The sequence below is a fragment of the Arthrobacter sp. PvP103 genome (assembly GCF_017833075.1).
GTDB lineage: Bacteria > Actinomycetota > Actinomycetes > Actinomycetales > Micrococcaceae > Arthrobacter.
In genome coordinates, this window is the sequence record NZ_JAFIBQ010000001.1 from 1,475,638 (window position 1) to 1,497,684 (window position 22,047).

Here is a 22,047-nt window from a genome sequence, read left to right on the forward strand (position 1 = left end):
CGATACTCCTGAAAACAGCTTCCCCCAGCAAGATTGCGGCAACGTTTCCGGACGGTGATCTTCCTGTGTCGCCTGCCCGTGAACTGACCTAATGAACCTAGGGAAGCACCAGGACGCCGTCCACACGCCGCGGGATTCCCAGCGGGTTGGCTTCCCGGAGGGCGGGATGCAGCACGGCTTCGGGAGCGTCCTGGTAGGCCACGGGGCGCTGGAAGCGGCGCACCGCCGTCGCCCCCACCGAGGTGAACAGCGAGGTGGTGGCCGGGTAGGGCCCGCCATGCTGCTGGGCCCAGTTCACTGCAACACCGGTGGGCCAGCCGTCGAACAGCACCCGGCCGGCGAGACCGGACAGCTGCTCCACCAGCTCCGACACGCCTTGGTCCGGCTGCGCGTGGACAGTGGCGGTCAGGCTGCCGGGCACCAGGGCCAGCGCCTCGGCCAGCTCATCGTGGCCGGAGTATTCGATCAACAGCGTGGTGGGGCCGAAACACTCCTCCAGCAGTTCCGCCGGGCGCTCCAGCACGCTGGCCGCGGAGGTCAGGAAGACCACCGGTGCCGCACCGTTCGCTGTTGCGTCCTGGTCAACCGACCCGCTGACCACCTGCACGGCAGGCCGGCCCGACGCATCCGTCAGTGCGGCCACCGCCCGGAGTCCGTCCGGGTAGGCGTCGGCGATGCGCTCGGTCAGCATCGGAGCCGCGCCCTTGTCCTTGGCGGCTTCCGCCAGCAGCGCCGGGAAGTCGGTTCCGGCCGGGATGAACACGAGCCCCGGCTTGGTGCAGAACTGCCCGGCGCCGAGGGTGAAGGAACCTGCCAGGCCTGCTGCCAGCTCGCCTGCACGGGCCTTCAGTGCCTCGGCCGTGATCACCACGGGGTTGAGGCTGCCGAGTTCGCCGTAGAACGGAATGGGTTCGGGCCGGGCAACCGCGAGGTCGAACAACGCCCGGCCGCCGGGAATGGATCCGGTGAAGCCCACGGCCTTGATGGCGGGATCCTGCACCAGCGCGGTGCCGGCGTCCCGTCCGCTGACCAGGGCAAACAGACCGTCGGGAGCACCGGCTGCAGCCAGCGCATCCGTGACGATTTCCGCTGTCCGTTCGGAGAGCCTGAGGTGGCCGGAGTGCGCCTTCACAACGACTGAACAGCCGACGGCGAGCGCCGACGCAGTGTCGCCGCCTGCCACCGAGAACGCGAACGGGAAGTTCGATGCCGAGAAGACAGCCACCGGGCCGAGCGGCTTCAGCAACCGCCGCAGGTCAGGCTTTGGCGGAGTGGACGACGGGTCGGCGTGGTCGATGACGGCCTCAAGGTAGGAGCCTTCGGTGATCACCGTGGCGAAAAGCCGCAGCTGCCCGGAGGTGCGGGCCACCTCGCCGGTGAGCCGCGCGGTGCCCAGCCGGGTTTCCTCGTCGGCGAGGGCCACCAGTTCCGTCACGTTGGCGTCCAGCGCATCGGCGACGGCGTTCAACCAGGCGGCCCGTTCGACGTCTGACGCGGCTGCGGCGGATTTGGCCGCCCGGGTGGCGGCGGCGGTCAGGGCGGTGAGTTCGAGGGTTGCTGTTGTCACAGTGAGTTCCTGTTCTGGTGATCGGCGGATGCCCCGGAGAAGACGAACCCCAGCCCGGGCCTGCCGGTGAGTGTGAGCCGGCTGTTGCCGACCTGCACGGGTGAGGGCGCGTCCAGCACGCCAAGTTGTTCGAAGGAGGCGTCCTCGACGTCCTCCACCAGGGTGGGCTCTGCCATGGTCAGCGCGAGCTGGCCGGAGAGTTCCGGCAGCAGGTGCGGCATGACCCTGATGCTGTGCGTGCGGGCGAGTTCCACGATGCGGCGGAACGGGGTGATGCCGCCGACACGGATGATGTTGGGTTGGATGATGTCCACCGCTCCCGCCTCGATGAAGTCGCGGAAGCGGTAGATGTTGTGCAGGTTCTCGCCCAGCGCGATGGGTACCGGCGAGTGTTGGCGCAGCCTGCGGTAGGCCCAGAGGTCGTCAGCCCGGAGGGGTTCTTCCAGCCATTCGAGGCCGAATTCCCCCAGCACCTCCAGGGCGCGGAATGTGGCGGGCAGGTCCCAGCGCTGGTTGGCGTCGATCATCAGCTTCCGGTGGGGGCCCAGGACCTTCCGGACAGCGGCCACGCGTTCCACGTCTTCGCGGATGTCCGGCTTGCCCACCTTGATCTTGACGGCGTTGTGCCCGGCAGCCACCCAGCGTTCCACCTGCGCCACGAGCTCCCCGATGGAGTAGTGCAGGTTCACGCCGGAACCGTACACCTCCACGGAGTCCTGGCGCTGGCCCAGAAGCCCGGTGACCGAGGTTCCGGCGCGGCGCGCCTGCAGGTCCCACAGGGCAAGGTCCGCGCCGGCCATGGCGATGGTGGTCAGTCCCCCGCCCCCGGCTTCGTGCAGCCGCTTCCACAGCTGGTCCCACACACCCTCGGGGTTCGCTTCGAGCCCGGTAATGAAAGGCGCGACGTCGAAGTCCAGGAGCGCTTTGACCGCCTGCGGGCCGATGGTGGGGGTCCATGAAAACCCGTGACCCGTGCCGCCGTCGTCCGTCCGGACTTCGGTGACAATCACATGGTTTTCCGGTGCCTCCGCACCCCAGCTCCGCAGGAGCGGAACAGTCAGCAGGCGGCTCGACAGCCCGGTGATCCGGGGCAGCGTCCGCACCGCTGCGGCGACCGGCGCTTCGGCTACTGGCGATCCCATCAGCGTCCGGCCAGCTCGTAGCCCTTGGCCAGGATGGACTTGAGCTGGACGAGCTGTTCCTCGGTGGGGTCAACCAGCGGAGCCCGCACCGGTCCGACCGGCAGTCCGCCCAGGCGCAGCCCGGCCTTGATCAGGGAAACGCCGAAACCCGGGGTCTGGTCGCGGAGCCGCACCAGCGGCGCGTAGAAGCCGTCCAGCAGCGCGTGCCGGCGGTCTTCGTCGCCGGAGATGTAGGCGTCGTAGTAGGCCTTGGCGATCTCCGGGGCCATGGCGAACGCTGCCGAGGAGTAAAGCGGGATGCCCAGGCCGCGGTAGACGCCCTGGGTCAGCTCCGCGGTGAGCAGGCCGTTGAAGAGCAGGAAGTCCGTGCGGCCGCTGGTGTTGACGGCGCTGACGATCTCCTGGGCCAGGCCGACGTCGCCCAGCCCGTCCTTGAAACCGATCACCTTGGGGTTGGCGGCGAGCCGTGCCATGGAGGCTGCCGTGTATTTGGCGTTGCCGCGGTGGTAGACGATCACCGGCAGGCTGCTGGCCGCGGCCACCGCTTCGATGTACGCCACCAAACCGTCGGTGGGGCCGGTCACAAGGTACGGCGGCAGGACCAGCAGCGCGTCGGCGCCCGCTTCCTCGGCCACGCGGGCGCAGGCAAGCGCATGGCCCAGCGGTCCGCCGGCGCCGGCAACTACCGGCACCTGCCCCGCCACGGCTTCGACGGCGGCGGTCACCACGGTGCGCACCTCGTCAATGCTCAGCGCGTGGAACTCGCCGGTGCCGCAGGCCGGGAACACTCCGCCGGGCCCATGCGGGAGACGGGAGGTGATGTGTTCCTTGAGGATGTCCACATCAACAGTCCCTTCCGGTGTGAAGGGTGTGACGGGGAAGAACAGTACGCCGTCGAAGTTCATGGGGTCTCCTTTGATCCTGTGCCGGCCGCGACCAGCACGGCAGGGGTCTCGTCGTTGAGCGTGGTTTCAGTCTTCAGTTCGGTCCGCCAGTTGCGTTTGGGTTCCCAGCCGAGCAGTTCACGGGCCTTGGTGATCGAGAACGCCGGGCTGGTGCCCGTGAGTCCCGCGGCAAGCTCCGAGCTGCCGGGCAGGAACCGGGGCATCAGCTCCGCAAGCGGTGCGGTGGCCAGCGCATCCGCTGCCCCCACGAAGAAGGTCTGGCCGTTGGGGATGCTATCCATCTTGGCGAGCAGCAGGTCCAGGAAGTCCGCCACATCCCGCGCATCCACGTAGTTGAAGAGCGCGGGCGCGGACAACGCGGGATCATCCAGCCGTTCACGGACGGTGTGGCCCTGCTGGGTGGGCGCGCCCGCCCATTCCTCGGGCGAGATCACGTAGCAGGGCCGGAAGGCCGCATAGCGGATGTCATCCCCCTGCGCCGCGGCGAACATCTGCACCGTCTGTTCAGCGATGAGTTTGGACAGTGCATAGGCGTTCCAGGGCCGCGGCGTGGTTTGCTCGTCCACCGGGAAGCTCTCCGGCAGCCAGCCCGCGGGCGAGCCATAGCCCAGTACCGTGGGGCTGCTTGCCGTGACGATCTTGCCGATACGCAGTTCGGTGGCCGCGCTGATGACGGCGTACGCCAGCCTTGTGTTGGTGCTGAAGATGACGTCTTCCGGCGCGCTGAACGGCACGGCGATCGCCGCGAGGTGGACGACGGCGTCGGGCGTTGTTTCGCGCAGGAGGCGTTCCGCTTCCCCCGGCGCCAGGAGGTCGGCCGTGCGCTGCTCGACGCCGTCGGGCAGCTGGGCGGCGGGAACAGCGTCGCGGTCCACGGAGATGACGTGGTGGCCTGCGCCGGCGAGGCCGGCAACAACACTGCGCCCAAGCCGGCCGGAGCCGCCGGTGACAAAAATCCTGCTCATGGTGATCGGGTCCTTATTCGGTCTGTGGGCTCAGGTCACTGGGCCCGGGTCTGTGGGGTTCTGCGGAGGTCGACGCCGAGCCCCAGGTCCGCGGTGCGGACCGGCAGCCCGGACTCCAGGGACGCGTTGCCCGCGATGCCGACCGAGACGGAGCGAAGTCCGTCCACGTAGCCGGAGGGGCGTCCCAGCGGGTCCTCGCCGGGGCCGTTGAACAGATCGGACAGGAGGAGCTCGTCGCCGCCGCCGTGGCCGCCTTCGCCGTTGACGATGGGCACCTCGTAGGCCGCCTCCCAGTGGCGCTGTACCACCAGGCGTTCGCCGTTGCGGCGCACCGCGTCCTCTTCCTCGACGGGCGTCGCCGAAGGGTCCACCACGGTCTTCTTGTCCGTGCTGTGCAGGACAGCGGCGCGTTCCACCACTTCGAGTTCTGCCCGGCCCTCGGTGCCGTTGACTGCCACGCGGTAGCCTTCCCACGGGCTGTGGGCGTTGAGCGAGTAGCTGAGGATGGGGCCGCCGTGGTAGTCCACCACGAGGGCGAGGTTGTCCTCGATGGTGATGCCGGCCGTGAAGACGTCCTGGTCGCGGCGGTAGCCGTCGAAGTGCTCGTTGTCCAGGAAGAGCGCCTTGAGGCGTTCGTCTTCCCGCAGGTCCAGCGCGAACGGATCCTTTTCTGCCGAGCCTGTTCCGGCGTCGGGCGTTCCGCGTTCCGGGCGCGGGCCCAGGCCACGCTCGGCAGCGTTCTTATCGCCGTAGAACTTCAAGCCTCCGGAGGCGAAAACGCGTTCCGGGACGTCGTCGATCCACCAGTTGACCAGGTCGAAGTGGTGGGATGCCTTGTGGATCAGCAGGCCGCCGGAGTTCTTCTTCTCACGGTGCCAGCGGCGGAAGTAGTCCGCACCGTGGACCGTGTCCAGAACCCAGCTGAAGTCGATCGAGGTGACCTTGCCGATCACGCCGCTCTGGATGATTTCCTTCAGGGCGCTGTTGCGCGGCGAGTAGCGGTAGTTGAAGGTGACCACCACGTTCCGGCCGGTTTCTTCGACGGCCCTGGTGATCCGGCGGCAGCCTTCGGCATCGATGGTCAGCGGCTTTTCCACCACCACGTCGGCACCGGCTTCCAGGCCTTCCACGATGTAGTCGGCGTGGGTGTAGTCCGGCGTGGTCACCACAACGCGGTCAATGTCGTTGTCCCGGATGAACGCGGTCAGGTCGGCGGGATCAAATGCTGCGACGGGGCCGGGAGCGCCGAGTTCCTGGATGAGCTTCTGGTAGAACTCCACGCGGCCGGGGTTGACGTCGGAGAAGGCCACCAGTTCAGCGGTGTCCGAATGCTTGCCGAAGATCGCGCGGATGTACATTTCGGACCGGCCACCCGTGCCGATCAGGACGATCCGCGCTTTGCGGACCGCTTTGGCGGGGGCTGCGCCGGCGGGGTGGACAGCGCTGGCGGGGGCGGCGGCAGCGGCAGTGCTGGCCACGGCAGCACTGCTGCCCGGATTGACGGTGTTGGCTGTGTTGCCCATTGCGGTGTAACCCTTTCGGAAGGCAGGAAGGTGGCCGCTTGACGGCCGGTGGTGGTGCGGTGAGAATTATGAGAAAGCGTTTTCTCGGAACGTTATAAGCTTTGTATCAAGACTCTGGCGGTCACGTCAACCATCGTCCCGAACGGCAATGCCCGTAGGGGAAGACGGCGAAGGAGTCGGAGAAGCCCGGAAAGGGGCCACTTTGGGCAGGAGAGCCACCACCCGGCGAATCGGCATTGCCGACGTCGCCCTCAAGGCAGGCGTTTCACACGCGACCGTTTCGCGTGTGATGAACGGCAACTTCACTGTTGACCCCGCCATCGCCGAGCGCGTCAGGGCTGCGGCCACCGAACTGAACTACCAGCCGAACCCGGTGGGACGCAGCCTGGCGCTGGGAAAAACGGACACCATCGGCATTGTGGTGCCGGACCTCTCCAATCCCACCTTCCAGGCCATCCTCCGCGGCCTCAGCATGGCCGCCGCCCAGGACGGCTACCGGGTCCTGATCGCCGACTCCTCCGAAGTGTCCAGCGAGGAAGCCATCCTCGCCGGCGAGGCCCGCCGGCGCTGCGACGGACTGGTGCTCTGTGCGCCGCGCATGGGCGACGCCGAGCTGGAAGAGCTCGCGCCGTCACTCCAGCCCATGGTGCTGATCAACCGAACCACTGTGGACACGCACACGCCCAGCCTGATGGTGGACTACGGCCAGGGCATCCAGGAACTGGCCGAACACCTCGTGGACCTGGGCCACACGCGCCTCGCCTTCCTGGCCGGACCGGCCCGGAGCGCGTCGAACGGCCTGCGTCTCGTCGGACTGGAAAAGTTCACAGCGGCCCACCCGGAGATTGACCTCAAGATGCTCGACGGCGGCTCCACCTTCGAGGTAGGGCACCAGTCGGTGGATGCGGTCCTTGCCAGCGGAGCCACCGGCATCCTGGCCTTCAACGACCTCGTGGCCATGGGTCTGCTGAGCGGTCTCCACGAGCGCGGCGTCAGGGTCCCGGAGGACATTTCCGTCACCGGCTTCGACGACATCCCCTTTGCCCGCTACACCACCCCCACGCTCACCACGGCGGCGGTGCCCATCACCGAACTGGGCCAGCAGGCGTGGCACCGGATGCGGGACCTGATCCGCCACGTCCCCTCCGATGCGGCCGCCGAAGGACCCACAGTGTTCCAGCCGCGGCTCGAAGTCCGCGGCAGCACGGGAGCGGTGAAGGGCTAGGGTCCGGTCCGGGCCTAGGCTACGGGTGGCGCCAGGAGGACATCAACCAGCTGCGTCAGGCCGTCCGCCATGTCCACGTTCTTGTCATAAAGCCACTGCAACTGCAGGCCGTCAAACGCGGCCACCACCAGTCGCGCCAGTTTTTGCGCGGGCACGTCCCGGCGCACCTCACCGGCCTCCTGGCGTCGGCCAATGTCCTCGGCCAGTTCCGCCACCACCTGGGCGTAGCGCTCCTGGAAATAGGAGTGCGAATCATGCCCCGGATCATTCGCCGTCGCTGAAGCCACGGCATAAAGCGTGGTGAGCCCCGGCTCCCTGCGGTTGCGTTCGGCGATCGGCGCCATCAGCCGCAGGCCCACTTCCTCGTCTTCCCCGGCGGCCAGGCTCCTGCGGTCCCGTTCGGCGAGCACAGCGGTCAGCAGCTCCTGCTTGCCGCGAAAGTAATGGAACAGGGTGGCTTCCTTCACCCCCACCAGCTCGGCTACGCGTTTGAGCGCCGTACCCTCGAAGCCTTCTGTTGCAAAAACATCCGTGGCCGTCTGGATTATCTGTTCGCGGCGTTCCGCTCCCTTGGCGTACTGGCCGCGTGGCTTCGACGTTGACATTGAGTCAGTGTATTTCACTCCTTTCCACAAAAATCTAGTCAGACTTGGTTTTTGTCGCTACCATCATTGTCAGGACCCAACGGAGGGTCACTTTTCGTCAGGAGGCAATGTGGCCGTCAAGACCATTCCCCAGGATTCCGCTGCTTGCGCCCGGTCCGCCGGCTCGCATTTCGAGCAGGGCGCGTTCCGCCTGCTGGTGGGCCGCCACGCGGCTGACGACTTCCAGGTACTGGAGATCGAACTGCGCTGACGCCCCCTCCCGCACGGGCTACGGCCGGGCCGGGTCCGAATCCTTCGGACCCAGCCCGGCCTCTTTGTAATACCCCTCGATGTGGGCTGCCACGAGCCCGGCCGCCCTGCCGCCGTCGTGGTGGTTAATGGCAGCGAGGATCTCGCGGTGTTCGGCGCGGAGCCGGGCGGCAGTGGCATCCCAGTCCGGAAGGTTCGCCGTGAGTTTGCCGGCGTAGCTCTGGATCGCCTCCCGCAGGGAGCCCATCATGGCGCTAACCACGGCGTTGCCGGCAGCTTCGGCGAGGGCCAGGTGGAAGCGGACGTCGAGGGCCAGGAATTCGTCGGTGTCCGGGCACGCCTCCATCTTTTCCAGCAGCTCGGCGGCCTCTGCCAGCGCTGGGGAGTCCGTGCGGGCCCGGGCAACCGCCCAGGATTCGAGCAGCACGCGGGTCTGCACGATATCCGCCACGGGCAGGTGCGAGGTGGCCACGTGGAGTCGCAGCGCCGATCCGAGCGCCGCCGTCGGGTCCGCGATGACCACCGTGCCGGCGTCGGGACCGGATCCCACCCCGGCGCGGACAACGCCCATGGCTTCCAGGATCCGGATCGCTTCACGGACTGATGTCCGCGAGACCTGCAGCTGTTCGGCCAGCGTCCGCTCAGCCGGCAGCCGGCCGCCCAGGGCCAGTTCGCCGCTGGAAAGCTGGTTCTCGATCCACTGCAGGACCAATTGATGGGTACGCATGGGCCAATGGTACTTGATGTGGTTGGACCACATCCTTTAGAGTGTGGTTAGACCACAGATCCATCTGTCCAGAGCGGCCCGTCCAGAGCCACTTCAGCCCGATGCCCCCGGAGGCAGCAATGACGCACACCATCCAGCCCAACAACCCTGAGGCCACCCCGGCCCCCGACGCAACGGACGTGCCGTCCACGGCCGCCAGCAGCGCAGCCGTAGCATCCCAGACCGGCGCAGCGTTGTCCGGCGCAGTGAACCGGGCAGCAGCGGCAGTCCCGGCCGCGCTCAAGCGCCGCGTGCCGAAGTACTCGGACCTCGCCCCGCTGATGCAGTTCAAGAAACCCGAGTTCAGCCGTGCCGCGAAGCTGCAGCGCGCCAGCACCATCTGGGAACTGCGGGACATGGCCAAGCGCCGCACCCCGCAGGCACCGTTCGACTACACCGACGGCGCCGCCGAAGCCGAAATCACCCTGCGGCGCGCCCGTGAGGCCTTCCTGGACATCGAGTTCCGGCCGGGCGTCCTTCGGAACGTCTCCAGTATCGACCTGAGCACCGACATCCTGGGCAAGCCCTCCCGACTGCCCGTCGGCATCGCGCCCACCGGTTTCACCCGGATGATGCAGTCCGAAGGCGAGTACGCCGGATCCCAGGCCGCCGAAGCCGCCGGCATTCCCTACACGCTGTCCACCATGGGCACCGCATCCATCGAGGATGTCGCCGAGGCGGCGCCCAACGGACGCAACTGGTTCCAGCTGTACCTGTGGACGGACCGTGACCGCTCCCTCGAACTGATCGAGCGCGCCGCCAAGGCAGGAAACGACACCCTGATGGTCACCGTGGACACCGCCGTCGCCGGGGCCCGCCTCCGCGACGTCCGCAACGGCATGACAATTCCGCCGGCGCTGACCATCAAGACCGTGCTGGATGCGTCCTACCGACCGGCCTGGTGGTTCAACTTCCTCACCCACGAGCCGCTGACGTTTGCGTCGCTCTCCCGCTACACCGGCACCGTGGCGGACCTGATCAACTCCATGTTCGATCCCACCCTGACGTTCGAGGACCTGGACTGGCTGCGCGAAACCTGGAAGGGCAAGCTCGTGGTCAAGGGCATCCAGACCGTCGACGACGCCCGCAAGGTGGTGGACCACGGCGCCGACGGCGTGGTGCTGTCCAACCACGGCGGACGCCAGCTGGACCGTGCGCCCATCCCGTTCCACCTCCTGCCCGGCGTCAAGGAAGCCTTTACCAAGGACAACTCCGACGCCGCCATCATCCTGGACACCGGCATCATGAGCGGCGCCGACATCATTGCCGCACTGGCCCAGGGCGCCGACTTCACGCTGATCGGCCGCGCTTACCTGTACGGCCTTATGGCCGGCGGCCGGGCCGGCGTGGACCGCGCCATCCAGATCCTGGAAAAGGACATGACCCGCACCATGGCGCTGTTGGGCGTCAGCAAGCTCTCCGAGCTCACCCCGGACCACGTCCGGATCCTCGGCAAGTAGGCCGGCACACCCGGCCACCAGCTGCCCCGCCCAACTGGCTGGCAGTTAACGCACCCACAACGGGTTTTCACAGCGTTGTCTGCGAGTCAGTTGGGTGACGCGGGGCTACTTTTTGCGGCCGAACTTTGGCAGGTTCGCGATGAGGTCTGCGGCCTTCGTGGCGGCCCGGCCCACGGTGCGGCCGATCTGCTGCGGGACGGTGTCGTCCCCTGCCGTGGCCACCGGAATCGCCACGGCAGGGCTGAGCTGCCCGCCTTCCGAGGCGCCGGGCACCGCTGCGGCAGCCGGACGGCCGGGGCCCGTAGCGGCCGGCACCGGCGCGGCAGCCGCGGTTTCCGCTGCCTGCACCGTTTTTTCTTCCAGGACCTGCGCGGCCGGTGAGCTGACGGCGGCGGCACGCGGCCCGACGTCGAACGTCTCCAGCCAGCTGGCGACGCCGGCAAGCGGCTTGGGGTTCAGCGCGTAGTAGCGCTTCTGGCCCTGGGCGCGCATGCTGACCAGATCAGCCTCGCGAAGCACTTTCAAATGTTTGGAGATGGTGGGCTGGCTGGCGTCCAGTTCCTCAACCAGCTCCCCCACTGCTTTGTCCCCCGAGCGGAGGGATACCAGAATGTCACGCCGGGTTGCCTCAGCAATGACGGCAAATACGTCGTCTGTCACCATGGGATCCACCCTAGCGACATATACGCCGGATGGCATCCACTATTTCCTCCCGCGGACCTCCCGCGCACAACGGCCATTGCCCCGCATCTGCCGCAGTGCTACAACGGACTCACGGTTGCCCCGGGCTGTCCGGCTGCGGCCGCTCAAATATGAGGGGTGGATGGCCATGGATTTCCTGCGCCAGCAGCTGTTCAACATCATCGCTTTTGTGTTTTTGGGCCTGTTCGTGGCGGTCTGGGGATCCGTGCTGCTGCGCGTCGGCTTCTGGGTGCCGGACGGTAGGACGGTCGCGCCGCCCCTGAACGGAGCCCTGGTTACGGCAGCGGGCGTCCTGGCAACGTCCCTGAGCTCCCTGACCGCCTCGGCCCTGGGTTTCACCATTGCCGAAGTCCGCCGCGACGAGGAAGCCCGCCGCGATCTGAAACCCGGCCAAGCCGGCGCCACCGCCGCCTTCAACCCGGCCGAAGTCACGGCCCGGCTGTCCGGGCGGATCGTGGCCGCGGTGGTGGTTTACCTCGCAGTGGGGCTGCTGGTCCTGCTCCTCTGGCTGGTCAAGGGAACTGCGTCAACGGACCTTATTGGCGCCTTCGCACTGTCCCTGCTGGGCTGGCTCATCGGCGCCGCCGGGGTGGTGTTCCAGACGGAAAAACCGCTCACCTAATCGAACCAGGCGCTTGACCAACCAGGCGCTTGTCCAACCAGGTGCTAGTCGAACCAGGGGTCCAGGCCGTATAGCGGAAACACTTCCTTGCGCGTGGCCATCACGGTGCGGTCCACCTCGTCGTTGGGATCGAAGCCGACCTCCCATGAACGCCACCACAGATCGACGTCATCGCCCATGAGTTCGGGCGCCGTCACCCCGTAGAGTGCCCCGTACTTGTCCTGGACGTACGTCCGCCAGTCCTCGGGAACGGGCGTCCGGAGCGGCACGGGCCTGCCGGCCGCGACGGCGATCAGGTGGCTCCAGGAGCGCGGCACCACGCTGATCACGTTGTAGCCGCCCCCGCCGGTGGCAATCCACCGGTTGCCGCAGTAGCGCGCTGCGAGATTCCCGACGGCGGTGGCCGCTTCACGCTGGCCGTCCACGCTGATGTTGAGGTGCGTCAGGGGATCAAGCCGGTGCGAGTCGCAGCCGTGCTGGCTCACAATCACTTCGGGTTCGAAGGCGCCGATCAGCTGCGGCACGACCGCATGGAAGGCCCGCAGCCAGCCGGCGTCGCCCGTTCCGGCCGGAAGGGCCACATTGACCGCACTGCCCTGGGCGTTGGGGCCGCCGATCTCGTTGGCGAAGCCCGTCCCGGGGAAAAGTGTCAGCCCGGTCTCGTGCAGGGAAATGGTGAGGACCCTCGGATCATCCCAGAAGATACTCTGCGTTCCGTCGCCATGGTGGGCGTCGACGTCGATATATGCCACGCGCTGCAAACCGCCGTCGAGCAGTCTTTGGATGGCCAGGGCGGCATCGTTGTAAATGCAGAAGCCGCTGGCCCGCTCCTTGGCGGCGTGGTGCATGCCGCCGCCGAAGTTGACCGCCCGGACGGCGCTGCCGTCAAGGATCGCACTGGCTGCCATCAGTGAACCGCCGGCAAGCCGCGCGCTGGCCTCATGCATGCCGGCAAAAGCGGGGTCATCCTCCGTGCCCAGGCCCCGCTCCAGGTCGGGCTGGTCCGGGTTCAGGCTGACCCGCCGGACCGCCGCCACGAATTCGGCGCTATGGACGGTGCACAGTTCGTCGTCACCGGCCACTTCCGGGGCAGCCACGGTAACGTGCCCCAGGTCCAGCAGGCCCAGGCTGCGGGCGAGGCGGGCAGTGAGCTCCATGCGTTCGGGTGCCATCGGGTGCCCGTGGCCAAAGTTATAGGCGGTCATGGCCATATCCCACACCACCATCGTTGGCAGTGCGGATTGAGCGAGTCCGGGCAGGAATGTCATCAAGGACAGGCTACCTGAGCCGGGCGCGCTGATTTCCCGGTCATCGCGCGGAATATAGTGGTTTACTACTGAAGGAAGCAGTTTCAACCGAGGAAAAGCCGCACATGACGCAAAGCCAGCCGAGGTCCAAGAGCCCGGCGAACTGGCACCCCGGCATGCCGGAGCGTGAAGGTCTGTGGATCTTCACGGGGATCCGCGACTTCATCGACAACATCGCCAACACGTCACCGGCGCGGCTGGCGCTGACTGCGTTCGGTGTTGTCATCATCCTGTTCACAGCTCTCCTGTCCATGCCGGCGGCGTCCGCCACCGGCAATTTCACTCCCCTGCACCAGGCCCTGTTCACCGCGGTGTCCGCCGTCTGCGTTACGGGCCTCACCGTCGTGTCCACGGCCGTGCACTGGTCCTTCTTCGGCCAGCTGGTCATCCTGATCGGCATTTTCGTCGGCGGCCTGGGCACGCTGACCCTGGCCTCGCTGCTGGCCCTCATGGTCAGCAAGAAGCTCGGGGTTCGCGGCAAGCTCATTGCCCAGGAAGCCATGAACAATGCCGGGCGCCTTGGCGAAGTGGGCACCCTGCTGCGGATCGTCATCACCACGTCCGTGGTCATCGAAGGCAGCCTGGCACTGGCCCTTATCCCCCGCTTCCTGGCGCTGGGCGAGAGCTTTGGCCAGTCCGTGTGGCATGGCGTTTTCTATGCGATCTCCGCCTTCAACAACGCCGGTTTCACCCCGCACTCGGACGGGATCGTCCCGTACGAGACCGATCTGTGGATCCTGGTCCCGCTGATGCTCGGTGTGTTCCTGGGCAGCCTTGGTTTCCCTGTGGTGATGGTGCTGCAGCAGAACGGGCTGAACTGGAAGAAATGGAACCTGCACACCAAGCTGACCATCCAGGTGTCGTTCATCCTGCTGGCTGCCGGAACCGTGCTGTGGGGGCTGATGGAGTGGGAAAACGTGCGGACCATCGGGTCCATGGACGTCGGCGACAAAATCACGCACTCGCTCTTCGCCTCCGTCATGACCCGGTCCGGCGGCTTCAACCTGGTGGACCAGAACCACATGGAATCCACCACCATGCTCCTCACTGATGCCCTCATGTTCGCCGGCGGCGGTTCAGCTTCCACTGCGGGCGGCATCAAAGTGACCACCATCGCCGTCATGTTCCTGGCCATCGTGGCCGAGGCCCGCGGCGACGCCGACGTGAAGGTCTACGGCCGCACCATCCCGCAGGGAACCATGCGGGTTGCCATCTCGGTGATCGTCGCCGGCGCAACCCTGGTTTCCGTTTCTGCCTTCACGCTCCTGCATATCAGTGGCGCGCCCCTGGACCGCGTACTGTTCGAGACCATCTCAGCCTTCGCCACCGTGGGCCTCAGCACCAACCTCAGTGCCGAGCTGCCGCCGTCGGGCGTTTATGTCCTGACCGCGCTGATGTTCGCCGGCCGTGTGGGAACCGTGACCCTTGCCGCTGCCCTGGCACTGCGCCAGCGCAGCCAGCTGTACCACTACCCGGAAGAGAGGCCCATCATTGGCTAATCCCTCAGGCGCCGTCAACCGCCCCGCCCACAACGCCCCCGTGCTGGTGATCGGGCTGGGCCGCTTTGGCTCGTCCACCGCCGAACAGCTGGTCAAGCAGGGGCGCGAGGTCCTGGCGATCGAACGCGACCGCAACCTGGTGCAGAAATGGGCGCCCATACTCACGCACGTCGTCGAGGCCGACGCCACGAACATCGACGCACTCCGGCAGCTCGGTGCACAGGAGTTCAGCTCCGCAGTGGTGGGAGTGGGGACGTCCATCGAATCCTCGGTGCTGATCACCGTGAACCTCGTGGACCTCGGCATCGAGCACCTGTGGGTCAAGGCGATCACGCCCTCGCACGGCAAGATCCTCACCCGGATCGGCGCCAACCACGTGATCTACCCAGAGGCCGACGCCGGTGTCCGGGCCGCCCACCTGGTCTCCGGCCGCATGCTGGACTTCATCGAGTTCGACGACGACTTCGCGATCGTGAAGATGTACCCGCCGCGCGAAACCGTGGGCTTCACCCTGGACGAGTCCAAGGTCCGCTCCAAGTACGGCGTAACCATTGTCGGCGTAAAGTCGCCGGGCGAAGACTTCACGTATGCCCGGCCGGAAACCAAGGTGTCCTCCCGGGACATGCTGATCGTGTCCGGCCACGTGGACCTGCTGGAACGGTTTGCCGCCCGCCCCTAGCCGGGCCGGCGGTTGAGCCGTTAGCCCAGTTGCTTCGTGATCTCGGCTGCGCGGGCTGCCGCGGCGCGGGCGCCCTCGGCGATGATCGCGGGCAGGCCCCGCTCGTCGAACGTGGCTATTGCGCGCTCTGTGGTCCCGTTCGGGCTGGTCACGGCCTTGCGCAGGGCAGTTGGGTCCGCGCCGGGCTCGGCCAGCATCAGGCCGCCTCCGGCAACCGTTTCCCGCGCCAGCAGCAGCGACAACTCCGGATCCAGCCCCAGCTCCACACCGGCGGCAGCCATCGCCTCGGCCAGGTAGAACACGTAGGCCGGCCCCGAACCGCTGATGGCCGACAGCGCGTCCACCTGTTCTTCGGGCACCTCCACCACGGTGCCCGCACCCTTGAGGATGTCCTTGGCCAACTGCAGCTGTTCGGCCGAGCAGTTGGTACCGGGTGAGACGGACACGACGCCGCGGCCCAGCTTGGCAGGGGTATTGGGCATGGTGCGGATCACCGGCTGGCCGGCTGGCAGGGCGGCTTCAAGTTGGGCAATGGACACCGCAGCGGCAACGCTGACCACGATGGCTTCCGGGGAAAGCGAACCGCTGATTTCCCGCGCGAGGTCGGTGATTCCCACAGGCTTGACACCCAGAATCACGACGTCGGCGCCGGTTGCCGCCTGCTTGTTGTTCTCCGGCTCCTCCTCGCCGGCAATGGCGGTGATGCCGGCGTGCCGCTGGGCGAGTTCGGCAGCACGCTCCGCGCGCCGGACAGTGGCCACGACGTCCGCCGGGTCCGTTCCGGCCTCCAGCATGCCGCTCATGACGGCCTCGTTCATGGATCCACAGCCAAGGAATGCGATTCGGTTGCTCATTGGTCCATCATTGCAGTTCGGCGCGCGTCGCCGCATCCGGGGGCTGCTATCCGGACGCCCTCCAGCCGCGCAGTGGCAGCCAGCGGCAAACGGGCCCGCCCCCATTCACAGCTGGCTCACATGATCGGCGCAGCTTCCTCACAAAGTCGGCGCCTACCGTAGTTATTACCTCATTGAGGGTGCGAGTGATGAGGCAAGCATGGGGATGTTTGCCCGGCACCGGTGGTCTGCAGCAGGTTTCCCCCATTTTCCTGCGAGGCCGCCGGTGCTTCTCATTTAAGCCCTGGCCACCGCATTCAAGTCCCGCCCAGCGCACGGATTGCCAGCCAACGCACAGGGTAAACTCCCGAAACGCCCAAGGTGTGTCTGTAACTTGGAAAGTGCCTCACAGGTGCGAGTGATGACAGCCGGTTCTTCGGAACCGGCGGAGCGCCGGGCGGCTGCGGAAGGGTTCCCCCAATTCCTTCGGCAGGACCGCCCGGCGTTTTCTCGTTAACCCGGCCGGTCCGCCGCGGGCAGCCCAAGCAGCCGGCCTTCCAGGAACCGCCTCTCGGCCGCGTTGCCTGCCAGCCCCAGTGCCTTGCGGTATTCCTCCCTGGCTTCGGAAAAGCGGCCCAGGCGCCGGAGGAGATCCGCGCGCACGGAGTGGAACACCCCGTAGCCTGCCAGTTCCAGGGCGTCGACCAGGCCGAGGGCTGCCTCAGGGCCGTGCACTTCGGCAACGGCCACCGCGCGGTTGAGTGCCACCACCGGACCCGGCGACGCCTGCAGGAGCTGATCGTACAACTGTAGGATCTGCTCCCAGTCCGTTTCGCCGGCTGACGGGGAATCACTGTGCACAGCGTTGATGGCGGCCTGAAGTTGGTACGGTCCCGGCCGGTTCCGGCGAAGGCACCGGCGCACAAGGGCCTGCCCCTCAAGGATCAGGTCCTTGTCCCACAGCTGCCGGTCCTGGTCCGCCAACAGCACCATGCCGCCGTCGGGTGCCATCCTGGCTGCGCGCCGCGACTCCACCAGCAGCAGCAGCCCAAGAAGCCCCTGGGCTTCGGGTTCATCCGGCATCAGGGCCACCAGCAGCCGGGCCAGTCTGACGGCCTCCCCGCAGAGCTCGACCCGGACCAGTGCGTCGCCGGAGCTTGCGCTGTAGCCCTCATTGAAGATGAGGTAGACCACAGCGAGAACGGCCGTCAGTCTCTCCGGCAGCTCGGAACCGTGGGGCACGCGGTAGGGAATCCGGGCGTCCCGTATTTTCGCCTTGGCCCGGACCAGCCGCTGGGCCATGGTCTTTTCCGGCACCATGAAGGCGCGGGCTATCTCCGCGGTGCTCAGCCCGCCCAGGAGGCGTAGCGTCAGCGCCACGCGGGCCGGGGTTCCCAGGGCCGGGTGGCAGCAGGTGAAGATCAGCCGCAGCGTGTCATCGCGCACCCCGGCCTCCTCTTCCAGCTCATCCATCAGCAGATCCTCGGGCGCCGCGCCGGAGGCGTCTCCGGCGCGGGCATGCAGCAGGGCGGCCCTGGCGTATTTGTCGTCGCGGGCGGCGTCACGCCGGAGCCGGTCGATGGCCCTGTTGCGGGCCGTGGTGATAATCCATCCGGCCGGGCTGGGCGGGACGCCGCTGGAGGGCCAGCGTTGCACCGCCGCCGTGAACGCGTCCTGCACGGCGTCCTCGGCGAGGTCGATGCTGCCGAGTAGCCGGACCAGCACTGCCACGGCGCGGCCGTACTCCCGGCGGAAGATCCGGGCTATCTCGCTGCTGGAATCCCCCGAGGCGGAACCCCCGGCAGCGGAACCGCGCCCCGTCATCCGGACGTCGCCGAGGGCTTAGTGCTGGAAGGGACGGACTTCGACTGGCAAAGTCACGATCCTGGCTAGCCGGCGGGCCCAGTCAAGGGCTGCATCGAGATCATCCACATCGATGACGGTGAAGCCGCCCAGATGCTCCTTGCCTTCGGTGAACGGGCCGTCGGTGATAAGGACGTCGTCCCCGTCCGGCCGCAGGACGGTGGCAGTGTCGGCGGGATGGAGGCCGGCGGCGAACACCCAGGCGCCGGCCGCCTTCATTTCCTGGTTCAGGCCTTCAAGGCCGCGCATGATGGGCTCCAGGAACTCCGCGTCCGGGACGGGACCGTCAGGCTGGTAGATGCTCAGCAGATATTGTGACATTTGGTTTTCCTCCTTGAGGAGTCGGCCGGCCGGGTGCCCGCCTCTCACCTTCTATACGAATGGCTCCCGCCCGTATCGACACACCGCCCGCGTTCCTTCTGCGAAGAACCTGCTACGCCTCGCGTGCACCGACCAACGGGTGGCTCAGGTGCTGGCGTGCGAACTTCAGGGTTTCGTTAAGCCACAGTTCGCGTTCACCTGCGAATTTTGCCCGTCGGGTGGAAATTTCCGCCACCACCACGCCGTCGAATCCGCTGCCCGCCAAGTGCTGCAGCGCTTCCGCACAGCCCTGGTTGCCGCGGCCGGGAATCAAGTGCTCGTCCCGGCTGGAACCCGAGCCGTCCGTGAGGTGGATGTGCCTGAGCTTGCTGCCGAGTGCCTTGATCGCCTCAACGCTGTTGGCCCCCGCAGTGGCGGCGTGCGAGAAATCCCACGTGACGTCGTCGTAATCCTGGCCCAGCGGGTCCCAGTGCGGCAGGTAGGCAACAGTCTCCCGGCCCCGCACGCGCCACGGGTACATGTTTTCGACGGCGATCCGCACCTGGTACATGTCGGCGAGCTGGCGAATGCCTGCCGGAAAGTTCTCCGCGTAGTTGTTCTGCCAGCGGAACGGCGGATGGACCACCACGGTCCCGCAGCCCACTTCACGCGCCATCCGGCAGGACATTTCGATCTTGTTCCAGGCCGAGCCCCAGACCTTCTGGGTCAACAGCAGCGTGGGCGCGTGGATGGACACGATCGGCTGCCGGTAACGGTGGCTGAGCTCCAGGAGGGAGTGCGGGCTCTGGCTGGTGGCATTGTTGGTGACCATCACTTCCACGCCGTCAAAACCAAGGTCCTGGGCCACGGCGAAAGCATCGTGCACGCTCAGCGGGTAGACAGACGCGCTGGACAGCGCCACCGGGATCACGCGTTTTTCTTCCGGGGAACGTTCGACGGCGGCGCTCATCTCAGTCAGCCCTCCCGCCGGAGGCGGCGCGGGCCGGGGCGCCGGGCGCGGCAGCCGAAGCCGCGGCAGGGGCAGCAACCGGAGGCAGCACCACCTGGTGTACCGGTTCCAGTGGTCCTTCAAAGATCAACTGGTCCAGCCGGCGGAGGATCAGTCCTTCCCGCAGGGCCCACGGACAGATCTTGACCTTCTTGAACTCAAAGAGTTCCAAGGCCGCCTCTGCCACGAGGGCTCCTGCGAGGAGCTGGTTGGCGCGGGCTTCGGAGACACCGGGGAGGTGCAGACGATCCTCGGTCTTCATGGCCGAGATCCGCTGCGCCCAGATGCCAAGATCCGTGGCGCCCAGTTCGCGTTTGACGTACGGTCCGGCCGCGCTGGGGGCTGCCCCGGCGATCCGGGCCAGGGATCGGAAGGTCTTGGACGTCCCGGCCACCACGTTGGCCCTGCCCAGTTCGTTGAAGCTCCGAACAGCAGGTTTGAGGGTTGCCCGGATGTAGCGCCGTAGCTCCTTGACGCTCTTCGCGGTGGGAGGGTCCTCCTGCAGCCAGTCCCGGGTGAGGCGGCTCGCGCCCAGCGGCACGGACGTGGCCAGCTCAGGGAGCTCGTCCTGGCCTAGCGCCATTTCGAAGGAGCCGCCGCCGATGTCGAGGTTCAGAATGGGTCCGGCACCCCAGCCGTACCAGCGCCGGACGGCAAAGAACGTCATGGACGCTTCTTCGCTGCCGGTGAGTTCCTGCAGCGTCACGGTGGTTTCGTGTTTGACCCGGGCGAGGACAGCAGGCCCGTTGGTGGCTTCCCGGATGGCAGAGGTGCAAAAGGCCAGCAGATCCTGGGCTTTGTGTTTGGCCGCGAACTCCCACGCTTCAAGGACGAATTCGATGAGTTCGTGCTGGCCGGCGTCGTTGATGTTTCCGTCGGCGTCGAGGAACTGCACCAGCGAAAGCGGGCGCTTATGCGAAGCGAAGGGCACCGGCCGCGCGCCGGGATGCGCGTCGACCAGGAGCAGGTGGACAGTGTTTGAACCGATGTCGAGGACGCCTAGACGCATTCTGCCATTATTCACCGATGGCAAGCCGCCGGCGCAACTGCGTCGGCGGCTTGCCCGTCCAAGTCGGAATGAGGCTGCAGCTACTCGGCTGCCGGTGTGCCGGAATCCTCTGCGGGCTGGTCGGCACGCTTGAAGTCGCGCCGGATGTTGGCCACGCCCTCGGGATCGATTTCGAAGCCGAAGGCGCTGCCCGGGTTGATCACCATGCCGAGCTCATCACCGAGGTTGCCGATGATCGCTGCTCCCTGGGTGCCCAGGACGTTGGGGGCTGCGTCGAGGAACTGCTGGTCCACCCGGCTCGGGTGCGAGAACACGGCCAGCACAGGCTTGCCCTCGGCGTTGGACAGCACCAGGGGTTCCACCTGCGCGTCCTCGCCCTCGAGCGCATCGGAGCTGATGATGTAGACCTCGTTGTTGAGGAAGGACAGGATGACGTCCACCGGGTTTGCATCCGGCTGGTCACCTGTGGCGAGCTTCTCTTCAAGGTCGTTCAGGGGCTGGATTTCCGCGGGTGCAGGCTGTTCAGTCATGCATCTACTCGACCACGTTTGCCGGGCAGGGCGCAATTCCTTCCCCATCCGGGCTTCGACTTCGTGGGTGCGGGCCGGAGGCTGCGTTCCGGAACACAGGCTCCGGCCGGCACCCACGATCTCAGCCACGCAGGAGCCGCAGTAGGCGCCCTTTCATTCCCCGTTCGTCGAACAGGTCCTTCCAGCCGATGCGCAGGATCCGCCACCCTTGTTCGGTCAACAGCTTCTCCCGTTGGCGCTCCTCATAGATCACTTGGGCTGTCGGTTTGTAGTCGAAGTACTTGGACTTTCCATCGAATTCCAGGGCGGCGCGAAGATCCGGCCACGCAAAGTCGAATCGGTAGGTGCCGCGGACTGTTTGAACCCGGAACTGGAGCACAGGAGCGGGGAACCTCAGCCGCGCAATGATGTCCCTGGCCAATGACTCGCCGGGAGACTCGGACATCGGGTCCGCAAAAGCCAGCGCCCGGCGGAAGCCTGCCACTCCCCGGACTCCGGCCAGTCCTGCGCAGGCCGATTCCAGTCGTTGCCGGTCGCATCCGCTGCGCAGCCCGTGGTCGAGGAGGATCAGGGCCTGCCGGTAGTTGAGCATCAGAGCGCAGTCAAGCACAGTCCGATCCAGTGAAGTTACTGGCAAACCGTCTATCTCGGTGCGGTCGCCAGGCAGGAGAAGAGCGGAATGGGCTTTGACGTCGGCCGCGTGAGAACCGCGGGCCGCGTGGTAGGGAACGATGACATGAATCAGTTGGTCAGGCCGCCACAGATACAGGCGATGCAGCCGCCCGGCGGACGTGTGGCTGAACGTAAGGCCGTCGCCAGCCGTGGCAGCCAGGGTCCGCTTGCTGTACGCGGCGAGCCGGGCACGCCCCCGGTCGCCGTCAGAAAGGGCATTCCAATGACTGCCGAGGGCCATAATGCCCGTGCGGACCCGGACAAGGGAGCCTGCGAGGAGGTGCTCATTGATGTGCCGCTTACTAAGCCCGCTGGCAAGCAACTCTTCCGTCCGCCACATGACTGAGCCGCCAGGCAGCGGACTCGCTGGTAAGGCGACGGGACCACGCGCCGGAGGCGATACGCGGGCGGAGGCAACGGAAGGGATCGGCGCAGCATCCGTCCGAAGCGCGGGGCGTCGGGGCGCCGTGGTTCCTGCTACCCAGCCACCCGTACGTGTGCCCGCGATCTCTGCCCAGACGTCCGCGAGCGGGTCAATGGCTTCATGCGGCCGGGGGTTTCCCTGACTGTTCATTCCACCAGCCTCCACGGGCACCGGGGATCGTGAAAGCGCCC

General features: G+C 66.9%; 22 protein-coding genes. 6 read left to right on the top strand and 16 right to left on the bottom strand.

The features are described 5' to 3' along the window. Positions 1-97: 97 nt before the first annotated feature. From JOE41_RS06815 to JOE41_RS06835, 5 genes are read right to left on the bottom strand one after another with little or no spacing between them, the layout of a single operon-like run. Complete coding sequence (locus JOE41_RS06815; protein ID WP_209751643.1) at positions 98-1,567, bottom strand: aldehyde dehydrogenase (NADP(+)); 1,470 nt, start codon at positions 1,565-1,567, stop codon at positions 98-100. Beyond that, entirely contained in the window at positions 1,564-2,709 is a 1,146-nt protein-coding gene (locus tag JOE41_RS06820) for a mandelate racemase/muconate lactonizing enzyme family protein (protein WP_011693161.1), read from the bottom strand. Before JOE41_RS06820 ends, JOE41_RS06815 begins: the two co-directional genes overlap by 4 nt. Beyond that, the gene (locus JOE41_RS06825; protein WP_209751645.1) at positions 2,709-3,614 is read right to left on the bottom strand and encodes a 5-dehydro-4-deoxyglucarate dehydratase; all 906 of its coding nucleotides are present in this window, start codon (positions 3,612-3,614) and stop codon (positions 2,709-2,711) included. Before JOE41_RS06825 ends, JOE41_RS06820 begins: the two co-directional genes overlap by 1 nt. After that, entirely contained in the window at positions 3,611-4,579 is a 969-nt protein-coding gene (locus JOE41_RS06830; protein WP_011693163.1) for an NAD(P)-dependent oxidoreductase, read from the bottom strand. The genes JOE41_RS06825 and JOE41_RS06830 overlap by 4 nt, the downstream gene beginning before the upstream one ends. Positions 4,580-4,614: 35 nt before the next feature. Continuing rightward, positions 4,615-6,102, bottom strand: coding sequence for a Gfo/Idh/MocA family protein (locus tag JOE41_RS06835; RefSeq protein WP_209751647.1), 1,488 nt, complete (start codon positions 6,100-6,102; stop codon positions 4,615-4,617). Positions 6,103-6,304: 202 nt separating this feature from the next. Here JOE41_RS06835 and JOE41_RS06840 point away from each other — a divergent pair, with 202 nt between their 5' ends. Beyond that, on the top strand, positions 6,305-7,327 hold the full coding sequence (locus JOE41_RS06840; protein WP_209751649.1) for a LacI family DNA-binding transcriptional regulator: 1,023 nt from the start codon (positions 6,305-6,307) through the stop codon (positions 7,325-7,327). A 14-nt stretch (positions 7,328-7,341) separates the two neighbouring features. Here JOE41_RS06840 and JOE41_RS06845 read toward each other — a convergent pair whose 3' ends face one another. Then, positions 7,342-7,932, bottom strand: a complete 591-nt coding sequence (locus tag JOE41_RS06845; protein ID WP_209751651.1) for a TetR/AcrR family transcriptional regulator — start codon at positions 7,930-7,932, stop codon at positions 7,342-7,344. Positions 7,933-8,041: 109 nt separating this feature from the next. On the opposite strand from JOE41_RS06845, the gene JOE41_RS06850 reads away from it, so the two are divergent. Then, positions 8,042-8,182 (top strand): hypothetical protein, encoded by a 141-nt coding sequence (locus tag JOE41_RS06850; protein ID WP_209753713.1) that lies wholly within the window; start codon positions 8,042-8,044, stop codon positions 8,180-8,182. Between the two features lie 18 nt (positions 8,183-8,200). Here the strand turns inward: JOE41_RS06850 and JOE41_RS06855 are convergent, their stop codons facing one another. Continuing rightward, on the bottom strand, positions 8,201-8,908 hold the full coding sequence (locus JOE41_RS06855) for a FadR/GntR family transcriptional regulator (protein ID WP_043430996.1): 708 nt from the start codon (positions 8,906-8,908) through the stop codon (positions 8,201-8,203). A gap of 119 nt (positions 8,909-9,027) precedes the next feature. On the opposite strand from JOE41_RS06855, the gene JOE41_RS06860 reads away from it, so the two are divergent. Continuing rightward, positions 9,028-10,407 carry an alpha-hydroxy acid oxidase gene (locus JOE41_RS06860; protein ID WP_280873413.1) on the top strand — a complete coding sequence of 460 codons (1,380 nt, stop codon included), beginning with the start codon at positions 9,028-9,030 and terminating at the stop codon, positions 10,405-10,407. A 105-nt stretch (positions 10,408-10,512) separates the two neighbouring features. Here JOE41_RS06860 and JOE41_RS06865 read toward each other — a convergent pair whose 3' ends face one another. Further along, the gene (locus tag JOE41_RS06865) at positions 10,513-11,070 is read right to left on the bottom strand and encodes a helix-turn-helix transcriptional regulator (RefSeq protein ID WP_209751653.1); all 558 of its coding nucleotides are present in this window, start codon (positions 11,068-11,070) and stop codon (positions 10,513-10,515) included. Between the two features lie 160 nt (positions 11,071-11,230). Between JOE41_RS06865 and JOE41_RS06870 the strand changes: the two genes are divergently transcribed. Then, entirely contained in the window at positions 11,231-11,731 is a 501-nt protein-coding gene (locus tag JOE41_RS06870) for a hypothetical protein (protein WP_232223542.1), read from the top strand. 44 nt (positions 11,732-11,775) lie between these two features. Here the strand turns inward: JOE41_RS06870 and JOE41_RS06875 are convergent, their stop codons facing one another. Continuing rightward, positions 11,776-12,999, bottom strand: coding sequence for an acetoin utilization protein AcuC (locus JOE41_RS06875; RefSeq protein WP_209751656.1), 1,224 nt, complete (start codon positions 12,997-12,999; stop codon positions 11,776-11,778). Positions 13,000-13,103: 104 nt separating this feature from the next. On the opposite strand from JOE41_RS06875, the gene JOE41_RS06880 reads away from it, so the two are divergent. Further along, entirely contained in the window at positions 13,104-14,537 is a 1,434-nt protein-coding gene (locus JOE41_RS06880; protein WP_011693171.1) for a TrkH family potassium uptake protein, read from the top strand. 40 nt (positions 14,538-14,577) lie between these two features. Next, positions 14,578-15,216, top strand: coding sequence for a TrkA family potassium uptake protein (locus tag JOE41_RS06885; protein WP_209753570.1), 639 nt, complete (start codon positions 14,578-14,580; stop codon positions 15,214-15,216). A 20-nt stretch (positions 15,217-15,236) separates the two neighbouring features. Here the strand turns inward: JOE41_RS06885 and proC are convergent, their stop codons facing one another. The 7 genes from proC to JOE41_RS06920 form a co-directional block, all read right to left on the bottom strand. Beyond that, positions 15,237-16,070 carry a pyrroline-5-carboxylate reductase gene (gene proC, locus JOE41_RS06890; protein ID WP_209751658.1) on the bottom strand — a complete coding sequence of 278 codons (834 nt, stop codon included), beginning with the start codon at positions 16,068-16,070 and terminating at the stop codon, positions 15,237-15,239. Positions 16,071-16,562: 492 nt separating this feature from the next. Then, complete coding sequence (locus tag JOE41_RS06895) at positions 16,563-17,873, bottom strand: RNA polymerase sigma factor (protein WP_209751660.1); 1,311 nt, start codon at positions 17,871-17,873, stop codon at positions 16,563-16,565. A gap of 18 nt (positions 17,874-17,891) precedes the next feature. Further along, on the bottom strand, positions 17,892-18,233 hold the full coding sequence (locus JOE41_RS06900) for a YciI family protein (protein ID WP_209751662.1): 342 nt from the start codon (positions 18,231-18,233) through the stop codon (positions 17,892-17,894). Between the two features lie 112 nt (positions 18,234-18,345). Beyond that, positions 18,346-19,182 carry a sugar phosphate isomerase/epimerase gene (locus tag JOE41_RS06905; RefSeq protein ID WP_209751664.1) on the bottom strand — a complete coding sequence of 279 codons (837 nt, stop codon included), beginning with the start codon at positions 19,180-19,182 and terminating at the stop codon, positions 18,346-18,348. A 1-nt stretch (position 19,183) separates the two neighbouring features. After that, positions 19,184-20,230, bottom strand: a complete 1,047-nt coding sequence (locus JOE41_RS06910; protein ID WP_011693177.1) for a Ppx/GppA phosphatase family protein — start codon at positions 20,228-20,230, stop codon at positions 19,184-19,186. Between the two features lie 80 nt (positions 20,231-20,310). Beyond that, positions 20,311-20,760, bottom strand: a complete 450-nt coding sequence (locus JOE41_RS06915) for an SseB family protein (RefSeq protein ID WP_043431006.1) — start codon at positions 20,758-20,760, stop codon at positions 20,311-20,313. 121 nt (positions 20,761-20,881) lie between these two features. Further along, on the bottom strand, positions 20,882-22,006 hold the full coding sequence (locus JOE41_RS06920; protein WP_245200655.1) for a hypothetical protein: 1,125 nt from the start codon (positions 22,004-22,006) through the stop codon (positions 20,882-20,884). Between the last annotated feature and the right edge of the window lie 41 nt (positions 22,007-22,047).

Coding starts and splice junctions, on each gene's coding strand:
- JOE41_RS06915 (WP_043431006.1), bottom strand. CDS start 20,760: ATGACTGAACAGCCTGCACCCGCGGAAATCCAGCCCCTGAACGACCTT.
- JOE41_RS06870 (WP_232223542.1), top strand. CDS start 11,231: ATGGCCATGGATTTCCTGCGCCAGCAGCTGTTCAACATCATCGCTTTT.
- JOE41_RS06855 (WP_043430996.1), bottom strand. CDS start 8,908: ATGCGTACCCATCAATTGGTCCTGCAGTGGATCGAGAACCAGCTTTCC.
- JOE41_RS06845 (WP_209751651.1), bottom strand. CDS start 7,932: ATGTCAACGTCGAAGCCACGCGGCCAGTACGCCAAGGGAGCGGAACGC.
- JOE41_RS06865 (WP_209751653.1), bottom strand. CDS start 11,070: ATGGTGACAGACGACGTATTTGCCGTCATTGCTGAGGCAACCCGGCGT.
- JOE41_RS06905 (WP_209751664.1), bottom strand. CDS start 19,182: ATGAGCGCCGCCGTCGAACGTTCCCCGGAAGAAAAACGCGTGATCCCG.
- JOE41_RS06820 (WP_011693161.1), bottom strand. CDS start 2,709: ATGGGATCGCCAGTAGCCGAAGCGCCGGTCGCCGCAGCGGTGCGGACG.
- JOE41_RS06895 (WP_209751660.1), bottom strand. CDS start 17,873: ATGACGGGGCGCGGTTCCGCTGCCGGGGGTTCCGCCTCGGGGGATTCC.
- JOE41_RS06875 (WP_209751656.1), bottom strand. CDS start 12,999: ATGACATTCCTGCCCGGACTCGCTCAATCCGCACTGCCAACGATGGTG.
- proC (WP_209751658.1), bottom strand. CDS start 16,070: ATGAGCAACCGAATCGCATTCCTTGGCTGTGGATCCATGAACGAGGCC.
- JOE41_RS06910 (WP_011693177.1), bottom strand. CDS start 20,230: ATGCGTCTAGGCGTCCTCGACATCGGTTCAAACACTGTCCACCTGCTC.
- JOE41_RS06900 (WP_209751662.1), bottom strand. CDS start 18,233: ATGTCACAATATCTGCTGAGCATCTACCAGCCTGACGGTCCCGTCCCG.
- JOE41_RS06920 (WP_245200655.1), bottom strand. CDS start 22,006: ATGAACAGTCAGGGAAACCCCCGGCCGCATGAAGCCATTGACCCGCTC.
- JOE41_RS06825 (WP_209751645.1), bottom strand. CDS start 3,614: ATGAACTTCGACGGCGTACTGTTCTTCCCCGTCACACCCTTCACACCG.
- JOE41_RS06880 (WP_011693171.1), top strand. CDS start 13,104: ATGACGCAAAGCCAGCCGAGGTCCAAGAGCCCGGCGAACTGGCACCCC.
- JOE41_RS06830 (WP_011693163.1), bottom strand. CDS start 4,579: ATGAGCAGGATTTTTGTCACCGGCGGCTCCGGCCGGCTTGGGCGCAGT.
- JOE41_RS06835 (WP_209751647.1), bottom strand. CDS start 6,102: ATGGGCAACACAGCCAACACCGTCAATCCGGGCAGCAGTGCTGCCGTG.
- JOE41_RS06860 (WP_280873413.1), top strand. CDS start 9,028: ATGACGCACACCATCCAGCCCAACAACCCTGAGGCCACCCCGGCCCCC.